Here is a 24,531-nt window from a genome sequence, read left to right as displayed (position 1 = left end):
AGAGACTGGACACCCATCATGGACATGACGCCCCCACCCACCTCTGGGCAACCCACAGTGCCCAACGGCGTTGCGCGCAAGGCGTTTTACGATGCCATCTCCGCCCACAGCATGACGCCGCTCTGGGAAGTGCTGCACGCATTGGTGCCGCAGTCGCCCAGCACCCCTTGCCAGCCGGCGCTGTGGAAGTACGCCGACGTGCATCCTTTCCTGATGAAGTCAGGCGAGCTGATCACTGCCGAAGAGGCCGTTCGCCGCGTGCTGATCCTGGAAAACCCCGGCCTGCGCGGGCACTCATGCATCACGCAGTCGCTGTACGCGGGCCTGCAGGTCATCATGCCGGGCGAAATTGCGCCCAGCCATCGCCATACACAAAGCGCGCTACGCTTCGTGGTGGAAGGCCGCGGCGCCTTCACCGCGGTGGACGGTGAACGTACCCAAATGAAGCCCGGCGACTTCATCATCACCCCGAGCTGGACCTGGCACGACCACGGCCATGAAGGCCGCGTGGAATCCGATACGCCGGTGGTCTGGCTGGACGGCCTGGACATCCCCATGCTGCGCTTTTTCGATGCCGGTTTCGCCGAAAACGGCACGGCGAAACAGCAGGAGATCACCAAGCCCCAAGGCATCAGCACCCACCGCTACGGCGCCAACATGCTGCCGATGCATTACGACGCGCCGTTCGGCCAGACCTCACCCATCTTCAGCTATCCCTACGACCGCACACGCGAGACCCTGCACCAACTGGAGATGCATGCCGACGTCGACGCCTGGGACGGTGTCAAGCTGCGTTATGTAAATCCGGCCACCGGCGGCTCACCCATGCCCACCATGGCCACCTTCATGCAACGCCTTCCGGCGGGCTTTGCGGGCAAGCCCTGGCGCCAGACCGACGGGGCCGTGTTCAGCGTGGTCGAGGGCACGGGCTCCGTTGACATCGAACGCAACGGCGAAACCCGGACGTTCGAGTTCGGCCCGCGCGACCATTTTGTGATTCCATCGTGGCACACTGCGCAATTGCGATCAGCGCAAGGCTGTGTGCTGTTCAGTTTTTCAGACCGCCCGGTGCATCAGGCGCTGGGCATACACAGAGAAGAAAGGTTGTCATGAGTTTTGTCATCACCCCACCGGCCGCAGTGTCCGTCCCCGTCGTCGGCACCAAAGACCGCTTTCCGGTCAACCGCATTTACTGCGTAGGCCGCAACTATGAAGAGCACGCCAAAGAGATGGGCTTCACCGGCCGCGAGCCGCCCTTCTTCTTTCTCAAACCCGCGAATGCCGCCGTGGTGGTGGAAGCCGGCACCACGGGCACCATTCCCTACCCCAGCCTCACAAAAAACCTGCACCATGAAATCGAGCTGGTTGTGGCCATCGGTACAGGCGGCAAAAACATCAAGGCAGCCGACGTGCAAAAGCACATTTATGGTTATGCCGTGGGCCTGGACATGACGCGCCGCGACCTGCAGGGGGAGATGAAGAAGCAGGGCCGCCCCTGGTGCATCGGAAAGGCTTATGACCATTCCGCGCCCATCGGTCCGATCACGCCCGCAGCCCAGGCCGGTGATGTAGCCAACGCCGAGCTCTACATTCAGGTAAACGGCAAGGACCGCCAGCGCAGCAATGTTTCCAAGCTGATCTGGAACATCGCCGAGACCATTGAGCACTTGTCAACCGCCTGGGAGCTGCAGCCCGGTGACCTGATTTACACCGGAACTCCTGAAGGCGTGAACGCCGTGGTGTCGGGCGACACCATGGTGGGTGGTGTGGCGGGGCTGGAAACGCTGACCGTCAAGGTGGCATAAGCACTTTTGTAGTGCACAGCCATGCAGACGCATGTCATGAGCCAAACGGCCGCCATGCGCGGTCGTTTTTCATGGGCCGGCAGATTGCGCGATGAACGCACACTGGTTTTAATCACCGCGCAATTACCCAGACCGCCCCGGGGTAACCCACCTGCCGCTTGTGAGTGGGTTTCTTCATAATTTGCCTGGCTACGGGATTGACAGGGCTTCACAAAGCCGGCCTTCCGGATGCCTTGTTCCACTCCTGTACCAAACCACCGGAGACGCGTTTGAAGATTCTTGAAAAACTCGCCAAGCTGTGCGCCATCCTGGCTGGCGTGCTGCTAACCTGTATCACGCTGATGACCTGCGCCAGCCTGATAGGCCGCAACACCACGGGCGACTCCATCGTTGGCGCCTTTGAGCTGACGGGTGTCGCCGCCGGTGCCGCGATTGCGCTGTTCATGCCGCTGTGCCAGCTGCGCCGCGGCAACATCATTGTGGATTTCTTCACCGCACGCATGAGCGATGCGGTCAATGACAAGCTGGACCGTTTCGGCACCCTGCTGCTGGTGGTGATCTTCGGTCTGCTGGCCTGGCGCACCACCTTGGGCGGGATCAATGTCTGGTCTGCCAATTCCGAAACCCAGATCATGGGCTTTCCGGAGTGGATTGTTTACGCGACGATGGTGCCCGCCTTTGTATTGACGGGCCTGATCGCACTGCACCAGACCGTCTTCGGTTTTGGCAAAACCGAAGCCGTGGAGGCCCCGATATGAGTTCCCTCAGTTTGACGCTGCTGATCTTCGGCAGCATGCTGGCCCTGATGGCCGTTCGCGTGCCGATCGCCGTCAGCATGTTTGCGGCAGGCTCCATCGGCTATGTCACGCAGACCGGCTGGCCGCCTTTTGCCAGTTTCCTCAACACCCAGGCTTTTGCGCGCTTTGCCGGCTATGACCTGTCGGTTATCCCCCTCTTCATCCTGATGGGCCACTTCGCCACCAAGGGCGGCATCAGCAAATCGCTGTTTGAATTTGCGGCGGGTGTCATGGGCCGCTTCAGGGGCGGGCTGGCCATGGCCTCATTGCTGGCCTGCGCGGCTTTCGGCGCCATCAGCGGCTCTTCAGTCGCCACCGCTGCCACCATCACCGGCGTGGCCTTGCCGGAGATGCAGCGCCACGGTTATTCCGGGCGCCTGGCCACGGGCACGCTGGCAGCCGGCGGCACGCTGGGCATCCAGCTGCCGCCATCCATCGTGCTGGTGATCTACGCGATCCTGACCGAGCAGAACATCAGCAAGCTGTTCGCGGCCGCCATCATCCCCGGCATCATCGCCATGTGCGGCTACATGATTGCCGTGGCGATTTACGTGCGCGTCGTGCCCGGGCACGCACCTGAAGTCGACTCCGATCATCCCGGCCTCACCTTGCACTCTTTTATCGGTGTGGCGCCCATCGTGGTGATCTTCCTGCTGGTCTTCGGTGGCATCTACGGCGGCTTCTTCACGCCGACGGAAGGCGCGGCTGTGGGCGCGGCCTCGACATTCCTCACCGCGCTGCTCAAGGGCGAGATGTCCTTGCAAAAATTGAAGGAATGCTTCTACGGCACGGCCGTGAGCGCGGCGATGATCTTCCTGATTTTTATCGGGGCCGACCTGATGAACTCCGCACTGGCGCTGACGCAGGTGCCCAACCAGCTGGCGGCACTTGTCGGCGGCTGGGGCCTGTCGCCGCTGGTGGTAGTGGTAGCCATCCTGCTGTTCTACGTGCTGCTGGGCGCGGTGATGGACGAGCTGTCGATGCTGCTGCTGACGATCCCGATCTTCTTTCCCATGGTGATGGGACTGGACTTCGGCATGAGCAAGGAATACACAGCGATCTGGTTCGGCATCATGGTGCTGATGACGGTCGGTTTCGGGCTGATCGCGCCGCCTGTGGGTCTGAACGTCTATATCGTCAACGGGCTGGCCAAGAATGTGCCCATGGGCGAAACCTACCGCGGTGTGATGCCCTTCCTCATCAGCGACGTCATCCGCACCACCGTGTTCCTGTTCTTTCCCATCATTCCGCTGTGGCTGGTGGGGTTCATCAAGTAACCCGTTTTTTCATTGGCAGGACTGGGGTAAGCCCCAGACGCCACCGGCCGCTTTTAACGTTACCTTCAGACCTCCAGGAGACCCATCATGATTCAACGTCGCACCCTTTTGAAATCCAGCGCCGCCGTCGCACTGGGCACACCGGCCCTGAGCGGCCTGGCGCAACAAGCCGTCACGCTCAAGTTCCACACCTTCATGTCGCCGCAATCCAACGTGTGGCTGGCCATGCACAAGCCCTGGATGGAAAAAGTCGAAAAGGAATCCGGCGGCCGCATCAAGTTCGAGGGCTACCCGGCCATGCAATTGGGCGGTACGCCCGTGCAGTTATATGACCAGGTCAAGGACGGCGTGGTCGACGTGGTGTGGACGCTGCCCGGCAACACGGCCGGCCGCTTCCCACGCATCGAGGTATTTGAATTGCCCTTCATGATGTCTAACGCTGAAGCGACCTCCAAGGCATTTTGGGAATACGTGCAAACCGTTGCGCCCGATGAGTTCAAGGACACCCAGGTGCTGGCGCTGCAGGTGCACGGCCCCGGCGTGATCCACACGGTCGACAAGCCCGTCAAGTCGATTGCCGACATGCGTGGTCTCAAGCTGCGCGCGCCGACGCGCCAGGTGACCAAGCTGATGGGCGTGCTGGGCGCCACGCCGGTGGGCATGCCGCTGCCGCAGATCCCTGACGCGCTGAGCAAGGGCACCATCACCGGCTGCGTGATTCCGTGGGAAGTCGTGCCTTCGGTCAAGGTCAATGAGCTCACGAAATTCCATGCCGAGTTCGATCCCGCCGGCGGCAGCCTCTACACCACCACCTTTGTGATGGCCATGAACAAGGCCAAGTACAACTCGCTCGCACCCGACCTCAAAAAGGTCATCGACAACAACTCCGGCATGGCCACCTCGGCCTGGCTGGGCAAGGTGCAGCAGGGCAATGACGTTCCCGGCCGCAAGACCGCCAGCGACCGCGGCAACACGATCTACACCGTGAGCGCCGCCGAAGCCCAGGAATTCCGCCGCAAATCACGCACGGTGGAAGTCGAATGGGTGGAAGACATGAACAAGAAGGGCTTTGACGGCAAGAAGCTGCTGGACACGGCACGCAGCCTGATCGAAAAGCACACCAAGACGACGAAGGCCTGATCAAGAGGCCCAATAGTCCGCACCAGGTGCGCATTCACGAAACCGGGCTCAGGCCCGGTTTTTTTATGTCAAAGCGACCTCTAGCCCAATAGTCTTATAGGAAACTCGCTATCAACTTCATAGCAATGCATCTGCCGGAAAACCTGTACCGCGAGCCGGGTTACTGCCGCTGCGCCGTCATCCATGGCCCACCTGCATAAGAATCCACCCCGCGCCACCCCATCAATTCATTCAGTCAACCCAAGGGAGTCATTTCATGTCACGCTCTTTGAAAAACCTGGCCGCCGCCATCGCCGTCTCAAGCCTGGCCGCTTCTTTCACCCTTGCCACCCTGCCGGTTTTTGCCGCCGGTCCCATGGTCAAGACCCAAGCGCCCGGCTACTACCGCCTGGCGCTGGGAGATTTTGAAGTCACCGCTCTGTCGGACGGCACCGTCAAGCTGCCCGTGAAAGACCTGCTCACCAACACGACGCCGGCCAAGGTCAGCGCAGCATTGAAGCGCGCCTTCCTGCCTGACGCAGTCGAAACCTCAGTCAATGCCTACCTCATCAACACCGGCAGCAAGCTGGTGCTGGTCGACACCGGTGCCTCGGGCCTGTTCGGCCCGACGCTGGGCAGCCTTCAGGCCAACCTCAAAGCCGCCGGCTACCAGCCCGAGCAGGTTGACGAAATCTACATCACCCACATGCACCCCGACCATGTGGGCGGCCTGGTAGTGAACGGCGCCATGGCCTTCCCCAATGCCGTGGTGCGGGTCGATAAGGCGGATGCTGACTTCTGGCTCGATGAAACGAAGATGAACGCGGCGCCCAAGGAGTCGCAAGGCTTCTTCCAGGGCGCCATGGCGTCGATCAAGCCCTATGCCGCGGCCGGCAAGCTCAAAACCTTTGAGGGTGCCACCGAACTCGTGCCTGGCGTCAAGGCACAGCCCACCCATGGCCACACGGCCGGCCACAGCGTTTATGTGGTGGAAAGCAAAGGGGAGAAGCTCGTGCTGTGGGGCGACCTGATGCATGTGGCGGCTGTCCAGTTCGACAACCCGGAAGTCACCATCAAGTTTGACTCCGAGGCTCCTCCGGCCGCCAAAGAGCGCACCAAGGCCTACGCCGATGCTGCCAAAAACGGCTACCTGGTCGGCGCGGCGCATATCGCTTTCCCCGGCTTGGGCCATGTGCGCAAGAGCGCGGGCAAGGCTTACACCTGGGTACCGTTGAATTACTCATCACTCAAATAGGACGGTTATCAAAATAGGCTCCAAGCCCAATAAACACGGGCGCAAGCAGCTACGATTTTTATAGCGAATCAGGGAGCCTGCCGTGCGCCCCCGGCAGGGCTCGGCTGGCGCAAAGCCGCTACACTCATCCGATGCTTCGCCTGCCCCTGAACCACTGCCGCGTCTGTGGCACCGCCGTGGCTTACCGCTTGCCGGATGACGGCGACACCAAGGAGCGGGCCGTTTGCCCGGCCTGCAACACGGTCCACTACGAAAACCCGCTCAATGTCGTCGGCACGGTGCCCAGCTGGGGCGAAGACGGCGCGCAGGTGCTGCTGTGCAAACGCAATATCGAGCCGCGCCGGGGCAAGTGGACGCTGCCTGCTGGCTTCATGGAGCTCGGCGAAACCACGTCCCAAGGCGCAGCCCGCGAAACCGACGAGGAAGCCGGCGCCCAGTACGAAATGCTGGGGCTTTTCACAGTCATGAATGTGGTGCGTGTCGGGCAGGTACACATGTATTACCGGGCGCGACTTTTGAGCGCTGAATTCAATCCAGGCTATGAGACCATGGAGGCCAGGCTGTTCACCGAGGCTGAAATCCCCTGGGACGAAATTGCCTTCAAAACCGTGAAACAAACACTGGAACAGTACTTCGAAGACCGCCGCAAGGGTGCTTACGGCATCCACACGTTTGATATTGAATGAAGGCCTTTGAGTCAACGCCGGCTGTTACGTCCAGCAATAAAAGCAATAAAGGCACCCGGTAGAATTTCCTTGCGCGCCCGGCCTGTTTCGCGGCGGCTCGCCCGTTACCTTCACCGCACCCCTGGGCCTCAGCCAGCTTCTTTTCTCCCAACCCACTCCCCGGATTTCATGTTCAACACCGCAATCTTTTTCCGCATTGCCGACGATTTTGTGCTTCCTCCGCTGGACGCGCTTGAAGAAATTTTCCAGTCCCACCGCTTTGTCCCCTGCGGCGCCACAGAGCCTGAATCCAGCGGCTGGGTGCCTCCGCGTGGCAACAAAAGCACCGTCCTGCTCGAAAGCGTGGGCCGCCAGTTGATCGCGCGCCTCTGCACCGAGCGCCGGCCTGTGCCTTCGTCCGCCATCAAGGCCGCCGTAGAGGAACGTATCGAAAAATACAAGGAAGAAACGGGTCGTGAACGCGTGGGCGCCAAGATCAAGAAGGAGTTCAAGCAAGAGGTCATGCTGGATCTGCTGCCACGTGCCTTCACCAAGCGGTCGACCACCACGCTCTGGATCGACGTAGCCAACAAATTCCTGGTGGTTGACTCCGGCAATCTGACGGGTGCCGACAAGATCGTGAGCTATCTCGTAGAGGCGCTGAGCGAGGTGCCAGGCGCCCTGCCCGGCCTGAAGGCCAGCCCAATCCAGACGCAGATGTCGGCGGCCGCCGCGATGTCGCACTGGCTGTCGACCCGCGAAGCGCCGTACAACTTCACGGTAGACCGCGACTGCGAGCTCAAGACGCCCGACGACCAGAAATCGACGGTGCGCTATTCGCGCCACACACTGGAGATCGATGAGGTGGCCCAACACATCGCCGCCGGGAAAATGCCCACGCAACTGGCGATGACGTGGAACGAGCGTGTGTCCTTTGTGCTGACGGAAACCGCGCAGCTGAAAAAACTCAAGCTACTTGATGTGGTGCTGGACGGCGTGCAGGAAAGCGGCAAGGACGACGACGGCTTTGACAGCGATGCAGCCATCATCACCGGGGAACTGTCCTCGTTGATTCCGGACATGCTGGAGGCGCTGGGCGGGGAACTCGCCGAGGGAGAAGTCACGCCACACCCGGCAAGCTCGCATGCTGCTGATCCGGTACCTGAACCCGCGTAGCGACCATGACGGAGCGGGAATCCCGGCAACTGCAGGCCCGCGCCGTAGCTGCAGCGCTGCAGAACTTGAAAATTTCCGCTGGCGGCGCTATCTAAAAACAATAGCGGTTGATGATTTACGCAACCCGATCGCATGGATTCATCCACTACGGAGGCAGCTCATGTCCCAACACATCGGTATCGTCGGCTGCTCTGCCGAAGGCGCTGCGCTTTGTTATCAGACCATCTGCGTGGAAGGCGCCAAGGCCCTGGGGCCTCATGCCCACCCTGAGGTGTCGATGCATACGCCCTCGCTTTCCGACTACATGGCATGCATTTACCGCAATAACTGGGACGGTGTCGGCGACATCATGCTCGCCTCTGCGCACAAGCTTGCAAAGGCCGGAGCCGACTTCCTGGTCTGTCCGGACAACACCATCCACCAGGCGTTTGCTTACGTGCAGGAGCGGTCCCCCTTACCCTGGCTTCATATCGCAGAAGTCGTTGCCGAAGAGGCAGCCAGACGGGGGTACCGACGCATCGGCATCACCGGTACCCGCTGGCTCGTCGACAGCGATGTCTACCCCGACAAGCTGACCGCGCGAGGACTGGAGTACTTGCGCCCCGACAACACGGAGCTGGGCGAGATCAATCGCATCATCATGGACGAGCTGGTGTACGGTGTCTTCAAGCTCGAGGCGATCACCTATTTCCAGACCGTCATCGAACGGATGAAGGGCCGCGGCTGCGATGCAGTCGTCCTGGGCTGCACGGAAATCCCGCTCATCATGAGCGATTCAAACTCACCCCTCCCTACACTGGACTCCACACGCCTGCTGGCGCGAGCGGCGCTTGCCAAGGCGACGCGAGGCCACGCTGCGGTGCACTGATTACACCCACGGATTCGGTGCGGGCTCTATACACCGAGGTAGGCCCGGCGCACCTCTTCATTGATGGCCAGGTCCGCCATGGATCCTTCAAACCGGATTTGCCCTTTTTCAAGGACGTAGGCACGGTCGGATACCAGTTCGGCGAAATGCATGTTCTGTTCGGACAGCAAAATGCTGACGCCGTGTCCCTTCAGCTCCAGGATCATGTTGGCCATTTGTTCCACAATGACGGGCGCCACGCCCTCGGAAGGTTCATCCAGCAGTACCAGAAAAGGATTGCCCATCAAGGTCCTCGCCACTGCCAGCATTTGCTGCTCGCCGCCACTCATGCGGCCGCCGGGACGCGTAGGCATCTCCCCCAGGTTGGGAAACAAGCCGAAAAGGCGTTCCGGTGTCCACAACGGCGCATCACTGCCGTCAGGCCAGCGGCGCGGTGCCTGCCGGCCTACCTCAAGGTTTTCGGTCACGCTCAGGTCAGTGAAGATCCGCCGGTCTTCAGGCACAAAGCCCAGGCCCATGCGAGCCGCATGGTGAGGCTCACGGGTTGAAATATCCTCGCCGAGGAAGGTTACGCTGCCACGCCGCTTGTCGAGCATCCCGATCAATGTTTTCAGCGTGGTCGATTTGCCAGCGCCGTTGCGCCCCAACAAGGAGACGACCTCTCCCCGCCCGACAACGAGGTTGACGCCGAACAGTATCTGCGCCGCGCCGTACCAGGCCGACAAGCTTTTCGCCTCCAGCAGGATTTCCTTGCCGTTGCCCATCACGCGTTTTCCTTTGCAATGGCTTTTTTTTCGAAGGTCTTGCCACTGCCGAAGTAGACTTCCTGGACTCTCGGGTGGTCGCGGATTTCCAGCGGCTTGCCCTCCGCAATCAACCGGCCGCGCGCCAGCACGATCACGCGGTCGGCATAGGCAAACACCACATCCATGCTGTGCTCTGTAAACAGCACCGCCATGCCCCGGTCAATGACCAGTTGTTTGGTCAGCGCCATCAGGTCGTTACGCTCCCCGGGAGCCATACCGGCTGTTGGCTCATCCATGAGCAGCAATTTGGGGTTGTTGGCCATGGCAATGGCCAGTTCCACGCGTTTGACGTCTCCGTACGCCAGCACGTTGCAAGGGCGGTCGGCCTGCGCTTTCATATTGACCTGCTCGAGCAGTGCCATGGCTTCGTCGCGCTTGTAATCTGCGGCGCGGCGCCACATGGAAAACAACTTCCTGTCCGCAGACAGCAAGGTCATCTGGACGTTTTCCACGACCGTCAGAGAAGAGAAAGTTTCGGCAATCTGGAATGTCCGGCTGACACCGCGGCGCCAGATTTCCCGGGGTGCCAGCCCGATCAGCTCCCGTGACTCCAGCTGGATGGAGCCGGCATCTGCACGCAACTGCCCATTGACCATATTGAACATGGTTGATTTACCGGCGCCATTGGGCCCAATCAAGGCCAACAACTCGCCTGCCGCCAGCTCGAAGTTCACGCTATCGACAGCCCTGACACCACCAAACGATTTACCCAGCCCTGACACTTTCAGCAAGCTCATGACGTCTCTCCCCCGCTGCTGCGCCTGGCGAGCAGTTGTTTGGCAAAGCCGGCAATTCCCTGGGGAAACAGCAACACCAGAATCAGGATGATGGCCCCGAGCATGGCGCGCCAGTAGTCGTTGTTCCGCGCGACGGTGTCGTGCAGCCATGTGAAAGTGGCCGCACCCACCACAGGTCCCAAAAGCGTCTGGATGCCTCCCAGCAAAACCATGACCAGCCCATCGATCGATTTGCTCACGTGCAGGCTTTCGGGGGATATGCTGCCTTTGGAAAAGGCATAAAGCGCACCGGCCAGCCCCGCAAATGAACCCGCAATCACAAAAGCGGCCCATTGCATGCGTTTGACATTCATGCCGATGGCGTCGGAGCGCAGCACCGAGTCGCGTGCCGCACGCATGCCGTAGCCGAACGGTGAATACAGCATGCGATGCATCAGCAAGACGCCTCCAGCCACCAACACCAGGGCCAGGTAGTAATAGATGCGCTTATCCGACAGCCATTCGGAAGGCCACACGCCGGTCAATCCATTACTGCCACCGGTGAAGACGTCCCACTGATAACAAATCGCCCAGGTAATTTGTGCAAAGGCCAGTGTCAGCATCGCGAGATAAACACCGGACAACCTGACGCAAAACCAACCGTAGACAACGGCTCCCGCCGCCGCAACAAGGGGCGCTACGACCAGCGCCAGCTCCATGGGCATGTTCAGGCTGCGTACCAGCAGGGCCGCACCATAGGCGCCAAGGCCGAAGTAGGCGGCATGCCCGAACGAGTGCACCCCCGCGGGTCCCATGATGAAATGCAGACTGCAGGCGAACAGGACGGCCACCAGCAGATCAATCAGCAGCACTGTCACGTAGGGTGACTGCGCCGCCAGCACCGGCATCAAAGCCAGCACCGCCAGCAGGCCCGCACAACCCCAGGCGTACAACCGGTGCGGTCGGCGCAGCGGTTCTTCGGCCATACCTGCATGCCGGCTGGGCGCCTGGGGCTTGCCAAATAATCCCCAGGGCCGGGCTACAAGGACAACAGCCATCACAACAAATTCCACCACGAGGGTCAGCTTGGAGAATGAAATGCTGATGCCCGCTATTTCAACCAGCCCCAGCCAGATGCAAATGGCCTTGAGTTCCGCAATTAGCAGTGCCGCCACGTACGCACCTGGGATAGAGCCCATGCCTCCTACCACCACCACGACAAATGCAGCACCGATGATGTTGAGGTCCATTTCCAGGTTAGCCGGCTCGCGCGGCAACTGAAGCGCGCCGCCAAGGCCCGCCAGAAGCGCACCCAATGCAAAAACTGCCGTGAACAGCCATGCCTGGTTCACACCCAGCGCGCTGACCATTTCGCGATCCTGAGTGGCCGCCCGGACCAGCGTACCCCAGCGGGTTTTGGTAAGCAAAAGCCAAAGCATGCCGAGGACGGCTGGTCCCGCAACGATCAGGAAAAGATCGTACGAAGGAAATTGGCGCCCAAGAATAGACACGGAGCCCGTCAAGCCTGGCGCCCGGGGTCCCAGCAACTCCTCGGCCCCCCAGAACCACAGCACGCCATCCTTGATCACCAGGCCCAGCGCAAACGTTGCCAACAGCTGGAATAGTTCTGGCGCACGGTATATACGGCGAAGCAGCAAAATTTCGACCAGACCGCCGAGAACGCCAACAGCCAAAGCAGCGATCAGCAATGCAGGCCAGAAACCCAGGGTGTTGCCAAGCGTTGCGACCAAGGAATAGGCAACATAGATGCCGACCATGAAAAAGGATCCATGGGCAAAATTGACAATGCGCGTGACCCCGAAAATCAGAGACAAGCCAGCAGCCACAAGAAACAGCGACGATGCACCGGCCAGGCCGTTAAGCAACTGCACGATAAAGCCTGAAAAGCTCATGGACAACCTTTTTTCTGCGGGATGGCAGGGCCTGCAGGTGATGCACAACAAGCACATCGCTGGCACAGCGGCGGCATCGGCAATGGCATAGAGACGCCTCCATGGACACGTGCAAGATGCGGCATTTGCCGCCCGTCAGCAATCGCCAGGCCTAGTCGGCAGCACGCATTTTTTTCACTTCGGCGTTGCTCGGCTGGACTTTTGAACCGTCGATATACCGGTAGTCCACCATCACGCCCTTGCCACCTTCATTTTTTGTGCGTCCCACATAAGCACCCATGGTGGACTGATGGTCTTCCGGGCGGAAAACCACAGGGCCGAAGGGTGTCGTCACGTTCAGGCCGCGGAAAGCGGCAATCAATTTTTCGGTGTCGGTTGACTTAGCCTTCTTCATGCCTTCAGCAAGGGACTTGATGGCGCTGTAGCCAACCACAGAACCCAGGCGCGGATAGTCTTTGTACTTACCGTGATAAGCGAGGAAGAAGGCCTTGTGTTCGGGCGTCTGGATGCCGTACCACGGATAACCGGTAACCACCCAGCCGTTGGGTGTTTCTTCCTTGAGCGGGTCGAGGTACTCGGGCTCACCCGTCAGCAGGCTGACGACCTCACGCCCTTGAAAAAGGCCGCGCGTATTGCCTTCACGCACAAACTTCGAAAGATCAGCGCCAAAGAGGACATTGAAGATGGCATCCGGCTTGGCGTCCGCCATGGCCTGCACCACGCTGCCCGAATCAACCTTGCCCAGCGGAGGCGCCTGCTCGGCTACGAACTCCACGCCGGGTTGCGCAGCCTTCAGAAGCGTCTTGAATGTCGCGGCTGCAGACTGTCCGTACTCGTAATTGGGATACACCACCGCCCAGCGCTTTTTCTTCATCGCAGCAGCTTCCGGAACCAGCATGGCAACCTGCATATAGGTGGAGGTTCGCAAGCGAAACGTGTAACGGTTGCCGTTCTGCCAAACAATTTTGTCCGTCAAGGGCTCGGCCGCAAGAAAGAAAAACTTCTTCTGCTTGGCGAAATCGGTTAATGCCAGGCCGATATTAGAAAGGAAGGAGCCTGTCAGTACATCGACTTTCTCGCGCGAGACAAGTTCTTCGGCGGCACGGACCGCGTCGCCAGGGTTTGCGTTGTCGTCACGGATAAACAACTGGACTTTCTTGCCGTTGATACCACCACTGGCATTGATTTCCTCAACGGCCAGCTCCATCCCTTTCTTGTACGGCTCCAGAAAGGCCGGCTGAGCCTTGTAGCTGTTTATTTCCCCTATCTTGATGACGCCCTGCGCATGCGCGTCCACGAATGAGGTCGTCAGCCCAAGGATAGCGACGGCGCTCAGCATTTTTCGGTACAGCTTCATAAGTAGTCCTGGATATCGTGGGTCAGATGGGCGGTGATGATAGTGGCATTGTCGACTGGCGGCAGGGGTGCAGCACGGCTACCTTAACCCATCTGCAGCCTTGGTTTCATGGGCATGAAGCCCAACCGCGTGCAGCAGGAGGCGGCCGCTGTCGGTGACGAAAAGTGCGAGGGGGTGGATCCGGAACAGCCCTGCCATGGACCTTCTCGACGAAGGCAGACAAGCGCATCAGCGCATGCGATCGAACATCAGTCATTCTCCGGCTCAATGAAAAAGGGCGTCCAGTCATTAAACTGGACGCCCTTGGACATTCATATGGTCGGTGTGAAAGGATTCGAACCTTCGACCCCTTGCACCCCATGCAAGTGCGCTACCAGGCTGCGCCACACACCGACAAGCCTTTTATTATAGCGTGCGGATAAGGTCTCTCAGTGACCAGCGTTCAGCAGATCCCGAATTTCAAACAACTCTCGCCGTACCAGTTGCAACCGCTGTTGGGCAGCGCTGCCGGTGGGTAAGTCAGCGCCCTCCGCCTCACTATCTTCAAAGTCCGAGTGATCACTCGAATCCTCAAAATCTTCCAACAGGGATTCACCGCCTTCCAGCACCTCAACGCCGTCAAGCATGACTTCGCCATTACGGCGCTTGTCACGTTCGGTCTGCACAATCTCCTGAAGCTTGTTGCGCGCCCCGCTGATAGTGAAGCCCTGGTCATAGAGCAAATCACGGATCCGGCGGATCATCAGCACTTCATGATGCTGGTAGTAGCGGCGGTTGCCGCGCCTTTTCATCGGGCGCAGCTGCGTGAACTCTTGCTCCCAATAACGGAGCACGTGAGGTTTGACACCGCACAAATCACTCACTTCACCGATGGTGAAATAGCGTTTCGCGGGAATGGGTGGGAGCGTTTTCTCCAATTAAATCAATGCGCTAAGGAGGAAACCTCTAAATCTACTCTAAGTCGAAACTTAGAGCAAAGAGTTGCGGTGGTTTTTTGGCATCTGTTGTTCCGTCACACAAGTGACATCTAGTTACAAATACCTACTTGAACACAAAAACCAGCGATTGCGGCCTTGTGTTTTAGTACTTATTCGGCAACAGTTTCGCCCTGAATCTGATCTTTGAGCTTGTGGCTGGCGTGAAATGTCACCACTCTTCGCGCTTCGATGGGGATAGCCTCCCCGGTTCGGGGATTGCGGCCGGGACGGGGGGCCTTGGTACGAATCTGGAAATTTCCAAATCCGGAAATTTTCACGTCATTTCCATCCACCAGGCTATCTGAGATCAGATCGAAAAACGCGTCGATCATGTCCTTCGATTCGCGTTTATTGAGTCCTATTTGCTCAAACAGCAACTCGGCCAGGTGCGCCTTTGTCAGCGCAGGGGTTTCCAGGCTTTCAACAGAAAATTCCATATGGCGCAACTCCTGCAATTTTTATTTTAGAGGCTTGTCTGAAAGCTCAGGCACGCAAACGTGCCCCCAACTGGCCCTGCAGATTTGCGAGAATCGCCTGAACGGCCGCCTCAATTCCCTCGTCGGTCAGTGTAGCGGTGTCACTCGAAAGTACCAAGCGCACGGCCAGGCTTTTTTCACCCACCTGCATGCTGGCGCTGGTTTGTTGAGGGCGATAGACATCAAACAGCGCCGCTCCCTTGAGCAAGCCCTGCGTATTGGCACCGTGGATGGCCGACATCAGCGCGGCATGGCTGACACTCTCTGCCACGATGACGGCGATATCGCGCTCTACCGGCTGAAGCTTGCTGACCGGCTTGAACTCCGGCACAGGCCGCTGCAGAACGGCGTCCAGTTCCAGCTCAAACAAGAGCGGTGCGAGGGCGAGGTCGTAGTCTTGGCGCCATTGCGGATGCAGTTCTCCCACAAAGCCGACCGGCCTTCCATTCACAGACACACTCGCGCAACGGCCGGGGTGCATGGCGGGGTGCGTAGCCGGCGCGAAGACAGCCTGAAGCGGTGCAAGCAAAGCCTCCACGTCGCCCTTGACGTCAAAGAAGTCCACGGCCTTGTCAGACTGGCTCCAGTTCAGCGCAGCCCGGGGGCCATACGCCAAGCCGGCCATACGCATGGGCTGGTTGAAGCCTGCAACGGTTGTGTCGGTGTTCTGGACATCGGCATCACGCAAGAAAACGCGGCCCAGCTCAAACACATTCACACGGGGCGCTTTGCGGTCCAGATTGAACTTGAGCACCTGGAGCAGCGAACCCAGCAGCGAGCTACGCATGACGCTCATCTGGCTGGCGATCGGATTCAGCAGCTTGATTGGGTTGGGGTTGCCGGCGAGCTCGTGCTCCCAGCGCTCTTCCACAAAACTGAAGTTGATGGTTTCCTGGTAACCCAGTGATGCCAGGGCACGGCGCACAGCAAAGGGGCTGCGCTCCACCTCAAGACGGAGCCTTGCCGTGATGGGTGCCAACGGCGGTGTTTCGGGGAGCTGGTTATAGCCCACCATGCGCACCACTTCCTCAATCAGGTCTTCCTCGATCTGCAGGTCAAAGCGGTAGCTGGGCGGTGTCACGGTCAGCGTGCCCTCACCTTGCACCACCGGCAAACCGAGGCGCTGGAGGGCGTCCAGGCATTGCGCCTGCGTGAGCGGCATGCCGATAATCTTGGCCGCGCGCGCCACGCGCAGGGTAACGGGCGCCGCCTTGGGCACATTGACCTGCTGGTCATCCATGGGGCCGCACACGGTTTCCGGTGTGCCGCAGATGTCGATGATCAACTGCGTGATGCGCTCGATGTGTTCGACAGTCAGCCCAGGATCGACGCCGCGCTCGAAACGATGACCCGCGTCGGTCGAGAAGTTGTAGCGGCGTGAGCGGCCGGCAATGGCTTTAGGCCACCAGAAGGCGGCTTCAACGTAGACGTGTTTTGTATCGTCAGAGACAGAAGTTGCATCGCCACCCATGATGCCGGCCAGTGATTCGACTTGTGCGTCGTCGGCGATGACACCGACCTTTTCATCAACCGTCACGGTGTTGCCGTTCAGCAGCTTGAGTGTCTCGCCGGGCTTGCCCCAGCGGACGTCCAGGCCGCCATGAATTTTGTCGAGATCAAAAATGTGCGAGGGCCGGCCCAGTTCGAACATCACGTAGTTGGAGATGTCCACGAGCGCGGTCACGCTGCGCTGGCCGCAGCGGGCCAGGCGGTCCACCATCCATTGCGGCGTAGAGGCCTTCGTGTTGACGTTGCGCACCACGCGGCCGGAAAAGCGGCCGCACAGGTCGGGAGCGCTGATCTTGACCGGTACCTTAGTCGCATCGGCGGTGGGCACTGCAGGAAAAGACGGCGTGCTCAGCGGAGCACCCGTGAGTGCGGCGACTTCGCGTGCGACGCCGTAGACGCTCAGGCAATGCGCGAGGTTGGGCGTGAGCTTGAGCGTGAACAAGGTGTCGTCGAGCCGCAAGTGCTCGCGGATATCCTGGCCCAGCGGCGCATCGGCCGCCAGCTCAAGCAGGCCGCCGTGGTCTTCAGAGAGCTTGAGTTCGCGCGCGGAACACAGCATGCCCTGGCTTTCAACCCCGCGCAGCTTGCCGACTTTAATCAGGAAAGGCTTGCCGTCCTCGCCGGGAGGTAGTTCGGCGCCTACCAGGGCGCAAGGCACCTTGATGCCGACGCGGGCGTTGGGCGCGCCGCAGACGATGTTGAGCAGGCTGCCCTGCCCCACGTCGACCTGGCAGACACGCAAGCGATCGGCGTCCGGATGCTGGACGGCCTCCTTGATTTCGCCGACGACGATCTTGGTGAACGGTGGCGCCACCGGCTTGAGTTCTTCCACCTCCAGGCCGGCCATGGTCAGGATGTCGGCGAGTTGTTGGGTATCGAGCGGCGGGTTGCAGAATTCGCGCAACCAGGATTCTGGGAATTGCATGGTCTAACCTTGTTTTTCTTGTTCTTGTATTTCAGGACTGGAATTGAGACAGGAAACGGATGTCGCCGTCAAAGAACAGGCGCAGGTCGTTCACGCCATAGCGCAACATGGTCAGGCGATCCGGACCCATGCCGAAGGCAAAGCCGATGTACTTCTCAGGGTCCAGGCCCATGTTGCGCACCACGTTCGGGTGCACCTGGCCGGAACCAGCCACTTCCAGCCAGCGGCCAGCGAGCGGACCGGTCTGGAACTGAATATCGATTTCGGCGCTGGGCTCGGTGAAAGGGAAAAAGCTGGGTCGAAAACGCAGCACCAGGTCATCGCTTTCGAAAAAGGTGCGGCAGAAGTCGGTGAAGACGAATTTGAGATCCTTGAAGCTCACGTTCTCGCCTATCCATAGCCCTTCGCACTGGTGGAACATGGGCGAGTGGGTGGCATCGCTGTCGACACGGTAGGTACGGCCCGGCGCGATGACGCGAATCTCGGGCATGCGGCCACCGGCATCGATAAGCGCGCGGTGCTTTTTGACATGCTGGACCGCGTAGCGAATCTGCATGGGGCTGGTGTGGGTACGCAGCAAATTGGGCGCGGCCTCGGTGCCACCTTCCACATAGAAGGTATCGTGCATCGAACGTGCCGGATGATCCTCAGGCGTGTTGAGCGCGGTGAAATTGAACCAGTCCGTCTCGATCTCGGGGCCCTGGGCCACGTCGAAACCCATGGAGCCGAAAATGCCTTCGATGCGCTCGAGCGTAAGTGAAACCGGATGCAAACCGCCCTGCGTGCGCTGACGGCCAGGCAGGCTCACGTCGAGTGCTTCGGCCTTGAGTTGCTTTTGGAGTTCTGCATCCGCCAGAGCCTGGCGGCGTTCGGTCAGCGCGGCTTCGATGGCCTGCTTGGCCAGGTTGATCGCGGCACCCCGGGATTTTTTCTCTTCCACGCTGAGTGCGGCCATGCCCTTCATCAGCTCAGTCACGCGGCCGGTTTTCCCCAGGAACTGCGCCTTGGCATTTTCCAGGTCGGCGGGCGTATTCGCCTGCGCAAAACTGGCTTGGGCGCTGCTGACCAGTTCTTGGAGGGCATCAGGTTGAGTCATACGTTCTCTTGTTCGAAATGCAAAACAGCGAAGGCGCTTTCGGCAACACTCTCATTCCGTCGGAAGTCGCGAGCGCTGCGGAAAAGACCATGAAAAAGGGCCAGAGCCTTTTCAAGCTCCAGCCCTTTATTTTCCCGGATAGGCAGCTATTGATTTGATAGCATCAATACTGCCTTGCCTGAAAATCAGGCGGCCAGCTTGGCTTTAACCTGCTCAACGATGGCGCCGAAAGCAGCGCTGTCATTGATGGCCATGTCGGACAGAACCTTGCGGTCGATCTCGATGCCGGCTTTCTTCAGGCCATTGGCAAACTGGCTGTAGGTCATGCCGAATGAACGGCTTGCAGCGTTGATACGGGCGATCCACAACTGGCGGAACACGCGTTTCTTGGTACGGCGGTCACGGTAGGCATATTGCCCAGCCTTCATTACCGCTTCTTTGGCGATACGGAAGACATTGCCGCGGCGGCCGCGGAAACCTTTTGCAAGGGCTAAAACTTTTTTGTGGCGGGCGCGAGCCGTTACACCACGTTTGACGCGAGGCATGTGTGTACTCCTTGTTCGTCGTTAATTAAATGCCCTGGCCTGGGAGCATCTGTGCCATGTGACCCATATTGGTCTCATGGACAGTCACCGCACCACGCAGATGGCGTTTGTTTTTGGTGGTCTTCTTGGTCAGGATGTGACGTTTGAAGGCTTGGCCGCGCTTGACGGTACCACCCGGACGAACGCGGAAACGCTTTTTAGCGCCGCTCTTGGTCTTCATTTTGGGCATGTAAATGCTCCTTTTCATTTGTGCTCGTGAGGCGCTGCGAACCTTCCGCAGACTTGATGGCCCCGAGACACTTGTTAAGCAAAAAGCCCTTCGGCTCTTCACCTGGCGCAAAAGATTTAACTCTTCTGCTTTTGGAACGCCGGCTTGCGCCTGCCTTCACCGGAACGCCTCAAGGCGCCCCTTATCTTTTACTCAGCTACTCAGCCGCTCAGGCGGCCGACGGCGCTGGAGTTGTTTCCGCTGCCGGCTTGGCAGCTCCACCCGGTTTTTTACGGCCCGGCGCGATCATCATGACCATCTGCCGGCCTTCAAGCTTGGGAAACTGCTCCACCACAATCAAATCCGCCAACTCGTCGCGAATACGCGCCAGCAGGGCCAAGCCCAACTCTTGATGCGTAATTTCACGGCCGCGAAAGCGCAAGGTGATCTTGCACTTGTCGCCCTCTTCCAAAAAGCGCTTGATATTGCGCAGTTTGATGTTGTAGTCCCCATCGTCAGTGCCGGGCCGGAATTTGATTTCCTTGATCTCGATCACTTTTTGCTTGGACTTCGCTTCCGCCGCCTTTTTCTGCTCGGCATACTTGAACTTGCCGTAATCCATCAACCGGCACACCGGAGGAACCGCTGTGGGGGAGATTTCGACCAAGTCAACATCGGCTTCACCGGCAAGGCGCAACGCCTCGGTGATGCTGACAATACCCAGCGGCTCATTGTCCGGCCCACTCAGGCGTACCTCAGGGGCCATGATTTCACGGTTCAAGCGATGCTTGCGTTCTTCACGGTGACGGCGGTCACGAAATTCAGTAGCGATGGTTCTATCCTTTAACTCTTGCTATAAAAGCTATAGCGGCTTGCGCCCGTCCTGTAAGGACGACAGGCCAAATTCATCAACAATTTTGTTAAAAATCAGGCTTTTTGTGCGATGTCAGAAGCAATTTGCTGGGCAAACGCATCGAGAGGCATCACTCCAAGGTCTTTGTTACCCCGGGCGCGCACTGCAACGGCACCTGCCGCTTTCTCCTTGTCTCCTACGACAAGGATGTACGGCAGCTTTTTCATCGAGTGCTCTCGTATTTTATACGTAATTTTCTCATTGCGCAGGTCCAGGTTGACCCTAAGCCCTTGATTTTGCAGCGTTTTGGCAACTTCCCGGGCATATTCGGCCTGGGAATCGGTGATATTGAGGACTGAAACCTGTTCCGGAGCCAGCCAGGTCGGCAGCGCGCCGGCATGCTCCTCGATCAAAATCCCGATAAAGCGCTCCAGGCTGCCCACAATCGCGCGGTGTAGCATCACGGGACGGTGACGGTTGCCGTCCTCCCCGACATATTCGGCGTCCAGGCGCTCCGGCATCGAAAAATCAACCTGCATGGTGCCGCACTGCCATTGCCGGCCAATCGCGTCTTTCAGGGTGTATTCAATCTTGGGACCGTAAAACGCGCCGTCGCCAGGGGCGATTTCAAACTCGCAGCCAGAAGCCCGCAGGCTTTCCATCAAAGCGTGCTCGGCCTTGTCCCAGCTTTCGTCGGAGCCAATGCGCGCCTCAGGACGCGTGGCGACCTTGTAGATGATGTTCTTGAAGCCGAAATCGGTGTACACCTTCTGCAGCAAGGTCGTGTAATCCACGCACTCCTTGAGGATCTGGTCTTCGGTGCAGAAAATATGGCCATCGTCCTGCGTGAAGCCACGCACGCGCATGATGCCGTGCAGCCCACCCGAAGGCTCGTTGCGGTGGCACTGGCCGAATTCACCGTAACGCAGCGGCAGATCACGGTAGCTCTTGATTCCCTGCTTGAAGATCAGGATGTGGCCGGGGCAGTTCATCGGCTTGAGCGCGTATTCGCGCTTTTCGCTCTCGGTCGTGAACATGTTGTCGCGGTATTTATCCCAGTGGCCGGTTTTTTCCCACAAGGTCTTGTCGATGATCTGCGGGCCTTTGACCTCCTGGTAGCCGTTGTCCTGGTAGACCTTGCGCATGTATTGCTCCACACCCTGCCAGACTGTCCAGCCTTTGGGGTGCCAGAACACCAGGCCGGGCGCATGGTCGTCAATGTGGAAAAGGTCCAGCTCCTTACCGAGCTTGCGGTGGTCGCGCTTTTCCGCCTCTTCCAGCATCGTCAGGTACTGCTGGAGCTCGTCCTTGGTCGCCCAGGCCGTGCCGTAGACCCGCTGCAGCATTTCATTGCGGTGGTCGCCGCGCCAGTACGCACCGGCCACCTTCATGAGCTTGAAGAACTTCAGTTTGCCCGTGCTGGGCACGTGGGGGCCCCGGCACAGGTCTTCAAAGGCGCCTTCGCGGTATAGCGAGACGTCCTCATTGGCGGGAATGCTCGCAATGATTTCAGCCTTGTAATGCTCCCCTATGCTCTTGAAATGCGCCACCGCTTCATCGCGCGGCAGCACCCGGCGCGTCACTGGCTCATCCTTGGCCGCAAGTTCCGTCATGCGCTTTTCGATCGCCACCAGGTCTTCCGGCGTGAACGGGCGCTTGTAGGAGAAATCGTAGAAAAAACCGTTTTCAATTACCGGGCCTATGGTGACCTGCGCATCCGGGAACAGTTCCTTGACGGCGTAGGCCAGTAAGTGGGCCGTGGAATGCCGGATCATGTCCAGGCCATCGGCGTCCTTGGCTGTGATGATGGAAACCGAGCTGTCCTTATCAATCAGATGGCTGGTGTCGACCACCTTGCCGTCAACTTTGCCGCCCAGGGCCGCTTTGGCCAGGCCGGTACCGATTGATGCAGCGACTTCGGCCACCGTGACGGCCCGGGGGTATTCGCGCTTGGAAGCATCGGGGAGCGTGATTTGAATCATGGGAATAACTTTTATAAACAGGCTGGAATCAGGAAAAACAAAAAAGCGCGGAACCTGCCGCGCTTTGATGGGGGGATATGGATTTAAGCTATGAAATCAGTAGCTAACAATCACCAAGGGGTGCGGACTAGCGCCCTGGATGACTCCAGAAAACGGACGAGGGTGTAGTTCGCGGTGTCATAACCCGAACGATCCTTCCTGTTTCCAGCTTGATTGATTGCATGCGGCTATTTTACGGCAGCTTGCAAAACTCGTTGACAGGCCTGTTTGCTGCGCGCCACAAGCCTCTCCCCCACAAGTTCTATTGCGGCGAAGCCGGCGGTAAAAAGCCTAGCCCCAGGCAACGCGGACACTCAGTGATCACCGTCTGTTTTTCGACCTCAAAATGCTCATTGATATTTTCACTTTCAATGCGCAATTCGCCGGTGCCGTTGCAATCGGGACAGGGGACGCGTTTAAAACCCACGGTTAATTCCGACACGGCAACTTCCTCCGGTTAATGTGCACATTGTGTTTTGTGTAACAAACTGCACTCTACGCTAAAACTGGGCCACAAAAAAGCCCGGGCAGGCCCTAAGTTCCTGTCCGGGCTAAAGCTGTACCTGTGAAGGCACAAGCGTCTGGGTAATTTATCGGGTTGAAGTCAATTCAGTGGAACTGCTCTTCTTCGGTCGAGCCAGTCAGCGCGGTTACGCTGGACTTGCCGCCCTGAATTGCGGTGGTCACTTCGTCGAAGTAACCAGTGCCGACTTCCTGCTGGTGCGACACAAAGGTGTAGCCGCGATCACGTGCTGCGAATTCGGGCTCTTGCACCTTCTCAATGTACGCTGTCATGCCGCGCTTGACGTAGTCTTGCGACAGGTCGTACATGTTGTACCACATGGAGTGAATGCCGGCGAGCGTGATGAACTGGTACTTGTATCCCATGGCGCCGAGCTCGCGCTGGAATTTGGCGATGGTCGCGTCGTCGAGGTTTTTCTTCCAGTTGAAAGACGGCGAGCAGTTGTAGGCCAGCATCTTCCCTGGGTGAACCTTGTGCACGGCGTCGGCAAACTTCTTGGCAAAGTCGAGGTCGGGCGTGCCGGTTTCGCACCACACCAGATCGGCATAGTGGGCATAGGCGTTGGCACGGGCCACGGCTTGGTCCAGACCTTTGCGGGTCTTGTAAAAACCTTCGGCCGTGCGCTCGCCGGTCAGGAAAGGTTTGTCGATTTCGTCGTAGTCGGAGGTCAGCAGGTCGGCCGCTTCCGCATCGGTACGGGCAATCACCAGCGTAGGCACGCCGCAAACATCCGCCGCCATACGGGCAGCGATCAGCTTCTGGCACGACTCGCGGGTTGGCAGCAGCACCTTGCCGCCCATGTGGCCGCATTTCTTGACAGAGGCCAACTGGTCTTCCCAGTGCACACCACCGGCGCCGGACTTGATCATGGCCTTCATCAGTTCGAAGGCATTCAGGACCCCGCCAAAACCTGCCTCGGCATCCGCCACGATAGGGGCGAAGTAGTCGATGTATTCTTTGTCGCCTGCGTCGATTCCCTTGGAGTGCTGGATCTCATCGGCACGACGGAAGGTGTTGTTGATAGTTTCAACGACCTTGGGCACGGAATCGACCGGATACAGCGATTGGTCGGGGTACATGGCGGAATAGCTGTTGTTGTCGGCAGCAACCTGCCAGCCGGACAGGTAGATGGCTTTAACGCCAGCTTTCACCTGTTGCATGGCCTGGCCGCCGGTCAGCGCACCAAGGCAATTCACATAGGGCTCGTTGTGCAGCAGGTCCCACAGCTTTTCAGCGCCGCGACGGGCCAGCGTGTGCTCGATAGGGAAGGAGCCGCGCAGGCGCACCACGTCGGCGGCGCTGTAACCGCGCTTGATGCCTTTCCAGCGCGGGTTGGTGGCCCAGTCTTTTTCCAGAGCGGAAATTTGCTGGTCGCGGCTTAATTGTTCAGTCAAGGTTTGCGGCATGGTGGCTCCGTAGGTTGAAATAAAGAAGTGGTGAATTCGATGGATTAACTTTAAGTCTTCTACAAGACCTTGTGAAGCTCTTATGTCTTATATAAGACAAAAATTAAATTCAATAAAATCAATGTCGTTTGAGCAACTTATCGCAATACGAAATTCTATCTCTCATATTGAGAAATAATTTTGCACTGCAGCATTTATTGATTCCACATTACGGAATCGATTTATTGAATTATGAAAT

24 protein-coding genes and 1 tRNA gene are annotated in these 24,531 nt (G+C 58.8%); 10 read left to right on the top strand and 15 right to left on the bottom strand.

Annotated elements, in window-relative coordinates; translation table 11 throughout:
- Positions 1-18: 18 nt before the first annotated feature.
- The 9 genes from gtdA (at position 19) to ACQ4MS_RS17075 (ending at position 8,962) form a co-directional block, all read left to right on the top strand.
- Positions 19-1,113 (top strand): gentisate 1,2-dioxygenase, encoded by a 1,095-nt coding sequence (gene gtdA, locus ACQ4MS_RS17115; protein ID WP_431095826.1) that lies wholly within the window; start codon positions 19-21, stop codon positions 1,111-1,113.
- Positions 1,110-1,805, top strand: coding sequence for a fumarylacetoacetate hydrolase family protein (locus tag ACQ4MS_RS17110; RefSeq protein ID WP_431095825.1), 696 nt, complete (start codon positions 1,110-1,112; stop codon positions 1,803-1,805). Before gtdA ends, ACQ4MS_RS17110 begins: the two co-directional genes overlap by 4 nt.
- Before the next feature lie 269 nt (positions 1,806-2,074).
- Positions 2,075-2,563, top strand: a complete 489-nt coding sequence (locus ACQ4MS_RS17105; RefSeq protein ID WP_431095824.1) for a TRAP transporter small permease — start codon at positions 2,075-2,077, stop codon at positions 2,561-2,563.
- Entirely contained in the window at positions 2,560-3,879 is a 1,320-nt protein-coding gene (locus ACQ4MS_RS17100; protein WP_431095823.1) for a TRAP transporter large permease, read from the top strand. The genes ACQ4MS_RS17105 and ACQ4MS_RS17100 overlap by 4 nt, the downstream gene beginning before the upstream one ends.
- Before the next feature lie 87 nt (positions 3,880-3,966).
- The gene (locus ACQ4MS_RS17095) at positions 3,967-5,019 is read left to right on the top strand and encodes a TRAP transporter substrate-binding protein (protein WP_431095822.1); all 1,053 of its coding nucleotides are present in this window, start codon (positions 3,967-3,969) and stop codon (positions 5,017-5,019) included.
- 256 nt (positions 5,020-5,275) lie between these two features.
- On the top strand, positions 5,276-6,253 hold the full coding sequence (locus tag ACQ4MS_RS17090) for an MBL fold metallo-hydrolase (protein ID WP_431095821.1): 978 nt from the start codon (positions 5,276-5,278) through the stop codon (positions 6,251-6,253).
- A gap of 131 nt (positions 6,254-6,384) precedes the next feature.
- Positions 6,385-6,939: an NUDIX hydrolase gene (locus ACQ4MS_RS17085; RefSeq protein WP_431095820.1), complete on the top strand. Its 555-nt coding sequence runs from the start codon at positions 6,385-6,387 to the stop codon at positions 6,937-6,939.
- A gap of 168 nt (positions 6,940-7,107) precedes the next feature.
- Entirely contained in the window at positions 7,108-8,094 is a 987-nt protein-coding gene (locus ACQ4MS_RS17080) for a recombination-associated protein RdgC (protein ID WP_431095819.1), read from the top strand.
- A gap of 160 nt (positions 8,095-8,254) precedes the next feature.
- A complete protein-coding gene (locus ACQ4MS_RS17075; RefSeq protein WP_431095818.1) occupies positions 8,255-8,962 on the top strand; it encodes an aspartate/glutamate racemase family protein in 708 nt (235 codons plus the stop codon).
- 26 nt (positions 8,963-8,988) lie between these two features.
- On the opposite strand, the gene ACQ4MS_RS17070 is transcribed toward ACQ4MS_RS17075, so the two are convergent.
- The 9 genes from ACQ4MS_RS17070 to pheS all read right to left on the bottom strand — a co-directional run bounded on the left by ACQ4MS_RS17070 (position 8,989) and on the right by pheS (position 18,737).
- The gene (locus ACQ4MS_RS17070; RefSeq protein WP_431095817.1) at positions 8,989-9,726 is read right to left on the bottom strand and encodes an ABC transporter ATP-binding protein; all 738 of its coding nucleotides are present in this window, start codon (positions 9,724-9,726) and stop codon (positions 8,989-8,991) included.
- Entirely contained in the window at positions 9,726-10,505 is a 780-nt protein-coding gene (locus ACQ4MS_RS17065; RefSeq protein WP_431095816.1) for an ABC transporter ATP-binding protein, read from the bottom strand. The genes ACQ4MS_RS17070 and ACQ4MS_RS17065 overlap by 1 nt, the downstream gene beginning before the upstream one ends.
- Positions 10,502-12,397, bottom strand: a complete 1,896-nt coding sequence (locus ACQ4MS_RS17060; protein ID WP_431095815.1) for an ABC transporter permease — start codon at positions 12,395-12,397, stop codon at positions 10,502-10,504. The genes ACQ4MS_RS17065 and ACQ4MS_RS17060 overlap by 4 nt, the downstream gene beginning before the upstream one ends.
- A 151-nt stretch (positions 12,398-12,548) precedes the next feature.
- Positions 12,549-13,736, bottom strand: coding sequence for an ABC transporter substrate-binding protein (locus tag ACQ4MS_RS17055; RefSeq protein ID WP_431099609.1), 1,188 nt, complete (start codon positions 13,734-13,736; stop codon positions 12,549-12,551).
- A 334-nt stretch (positions 13,737-14,070) separates the two neighbouring features.
- Positions 14,071-14,147, bottom strand: a tRNA-Pro gene (locus tag ACQ4MS_RS17050).
- 35 nt (positions 14,148-14,182) lie between these two features.
- Positions 14,183-14,671: a MerR family transcriptional regulator gene (locus ACQ4MS_RS17045; RefSeq protein WP_431095814.1), complete on the bottom strand. Its 489-nt coding sequence runs from the start codon at positions 14,669-14,671 to the stop codon at positions 14,183-14,185.
- A 170-nt stretch (positions 14,672-14,841) separates the two neighbouring features.
- Entirely contained in the window at positions 14,842-15,168 is a 327-nt protein-coding gene (locus tag ACQ4MS_RS17040) for an integration host factor subunit alpha (RefSeq protein WP_431095813.1), read from the bottom strand.
- A 46-nt stretch (positions 15,169-15,214) separates the two neighbouring features.
- Positions 15,215-17,641, bottom strand: coding sequence for a phenylalanine--tRNA ligase subunit beta (pheT, locus tag ACQ4MS_RS17035; RefSeq protein ID WP_431095812.1), 2,427 nt, complete (start codon positions 17,639-17,641; stop codon positions 15,215-15,217).
- A 31-nt stretch (positions 17,642-17,672) separates the two neighbouring features.
- The gene (gene pheS / locus ACQ4MS_RS17030) at positions 17,673-18,737 is read right to left on the bottom strand and encodes a phenylalanine--tRNA ligase subunit alpha (RefSeq protein ID WP_431095811.1); all 1,065 of its coding nucleotides are present in this window, start codon (positions 18,735-18,737) and stop codon (positions 17,673-17,675) included.
- A gap of 17 nt (positions 18,738-18,754) precedes the next feature.
- On the opposite strand from pheS, the gene ACQ4MS_RS17025 reads away from it, so the two are divergent.
- Entirely contained in the window at positions 18,755-18,895 is a 141-nt protein-coding gene (locus ACQ4MS_RS17025) for a hypothetical protein (protein ID WP_431095810.1), read from the top strand.
- 27 nt (positions 18,896-18,922) lie between these two features.
- Here ACQ4MS_RS17025 and rplT read toward each other — a convergent pair whose 3' ends face one another.
- The 6 genes from rplT to aceA form a co-directional block, all read right to left on the bottom strand.
- Positions 18,923-19,282 carry a 50S ribosomal protein L20 gene (gene rplT, locus ACQ4MS_RS17020; RefSeq protein WP_341903159.1) on the bottom strand — a complete coding sequence of 120 codons (360 nt, stop codon included), beginning with the start codon at positions 19,280-19,282 and terminating at the stop codon, positions 18,923-18,925.
- Positions 19,283-19,307: 25 nt separating this feature from the next.
- Complete coding sequence (gene rpmI / locus ACQ4MS_RS17015) at positions 19,308-19,511, bottom strand: 50S ribosomal protein L35 (RefSeq protein ID WP_007870723.1); 204 nt, start codon at positions 19,509-19,511, stop codon at positions 19,308-19,310.
- A 208-nt stretch (positions 19,512-19,719) separates the two neighbouring features.
- Positions 19,720-20,322, bottom strand: coding sequence for a translation initiation factor IF-3 (gene infC, locus ACQ4MS_RS17010; protein ID WP_431099608.1), 603 nt, complete (start codon positions 20,320-20,322; stop codon positions 19,720-19,722).
- Positions 20,323-20,417: 95 nt separating this feature from the next.
- Positions 20,418-22,325, bottom strand: coding sequence for a threonine--tRNA ligase (gene thrS, locus ACQ4MS_RS17005; protein ID WP_431095809.1), 1,908 nt, complete (start codon positions 22,323-22,325; stop codon positions 20,418-20,420).
- Between the two features lie 301 nt (positions 22,326-22,626).
- Positions 22,627-22,806 carry a hypothetical protein gene (locus ACQ4MS_RS17000; protein ID WP_431095808.1) on the bottom strand — a complete coding sequence of 60 codons (180 nt, stop codon included), beginning with the start codon at positions 22,804-22,806 and terminating at the stop codon, positions 22,627-22,629.
- Positions 22,807-22,973: 167 nt separating this feature from the next.
- A complete protein-coding gene (aceA, locus tag ACQ4MS_RS16995) occupies positions 22,974-24,293 on the bottom strand; it encodes an isocitrate lyase (protein WP_431095807.1) in 1,320 nt (439 codons plus the stop codon).
- Positions 24,294-24,531 lie beyond the last annotated feature (238 nt).

Source organism: Polaromonas aquatica (genome assembly GCF_050626995.1).
GTDB lineage: Bacteria > Pseudomonadota > Gammaproteobacteria > Burkholderiales > Burkholderiaceae_C > Polaromonas > Polaromonas aquatica_A.
This window is presented reverse-complemented; position numbering and strand designations above follow the sequence as displayed.

What these genes read in the sequence shown, in the direction of transcription:
- gtdA (WP_431095826.1), top strand. Translation starts at nt 19, where the DNA reads ATGGACATGACGCCCCCACCCACCTCTGGGCAACCCACAGTGCCCAAC.
- ACQ4MS_RS17110 (WP_431095825.1), top strand. Translation starts at nt 1,110, where the DNA reads ATGAGTTTTGTCATCACCCCACCGGCCGCAGTGTCCGTCCCCGTCGTC.
- ACQ4MS_RS17100 (WP_431095823.1), top strand. Translation starts at nt 2,560, where the DNA reads ATGAGTTCCCTCAGTTTGACGCTGCTGATCTTCGGCAGCATGCTGGCC.
- ACQ4MS_RS17095 (WP_431095822.1), top strand. Translation starts at nt 3,967, where the DNA reads ATGATTCAACGTCGCACCCTTTTGAAATCCAGCGCCGCCGTCGCACTG.
- ACQ4MS_RS17090 (WP_431095821.1), top strand. Translation starts at nt 5,276, where the DNA reads ATGTCACGCTCTTTGAAAAACCTGGCCGCCGCCATCGCCGTCTCAAGC.
- ACQ4MS_RS17085 (WP_431095820.1), top strand. Translation starts at nt 6,385, where the DNA reads ATGCTTCGCCTGCCCCTGAACCACTGCCGCGTCTGTGGCACCGCCGTG.
- ACQ4MS_RS17080 (WP_431095819.1), top strand. Translation starts at nt 7,108, where the DNA reads ATGTTCAACACCGCAATCTTTTTCCGCATTGCCGACGATTTTGTGCTT.
- ACQ4MS_RS17075 (WP_431095818.1), top strand. Translation starts at nt 8,255, where the DNA reads ATGTCCCAACACATCGGTATCGTCGGCTGCTCTGCCGAAGGCGCTGCG.
- ACQ4MS_RS17070 (WP_431095817.1), bottom strand. Translation starts at nt 9,726, where the DNA reads ATGGGCAACGGCAAGGAAATCCTGCTGGAGGCGAAAAGCTTGTCGGCC.
- ACQ4MS_RS17065 (WP_431095816.1), bottom strand. Translation starts at nt 10,505, where the DNA reads ATGAGCTTGCTGAAAGTGTCAGGGCTGGGTAAATCGTTTGGTGGTGTC.
- ACQ4MS_RS17060 (WP_431095815.1), bottom strand. Translation starts at nt 12,397, where the DNA reads ATGAGCTTTTCAGGCTTTATCGTGCAGTTGCTTAACGGCCTGGCCGGT.
- ACQ4MS_RS17055 (WP_431099609.1), bottom strand. Translation starts at nt 13,736, where the DNA reads ATGCTGAGCGCCGTCGCTATCCTTGGGCTGACGACCTCATTCGTGGAC.
- ACQ4MS_RS17040 (WP_431095813.1), bottom strand. Translation starts at nt 15,168, where the DNA reads ATGGAATTTTCTGTTGAAAGCCTGGAAACCCCTGCGCTGACAAAGGCG.
- pheT (WP_431095812.1), bottom strand. Translation starts at nt 17,641, where the DNA reads ATGCAATTCCCAGAATCCTGGTTGCGCGAATTCTGCAACCCGCCGCTC.
- pheS (WP_431095811.1), bottom strand. Translation starts at nt 18,737, where the DNA reads ATGACTCAACCTGATGCCCTCCAAGAACTGGTCAGCAGCGCCCAAGCC.
- ACQ4MS_RS17025 (WP_431095810.1), top strand. Translation starts at nt 18,755, where the DNA reads ATGCAAAACAGCGAAGGCGCTTTCGGCAACACTCTCATTCCGTCGGAA.
- rplT (WP_341903159.1), bottom strand. Translation starts at nt 19,282, where the DNA reads ATGCCTCGCGTCAAACGTGGTGTAACGGCTCGCGCCCGCCACAAAAAA.
- rpmI (WP_007870723.1), bottom strand. Translation starts at nt 19,511, where the DNA reads ATGCCCAAAATGAAGACCAAGAGCGGCGCTAAAAAGCGTTTCCGCGTT.
- thrS (WP_431095809.1), bottom strand. Translation starts at nt 22,325, where the DNA reads ATGATTCAAATCACGCTCCCCGATGCTTCCAAGCGCGAATACCCCCGG.
- aceA (WP_431095807.1), bottom strand. Translation starts at nt 24,293, where the DNA reads ATGCCGCAAACCTTGACTGAACAATTAAGCCGCGACCAGCAAATTTCC.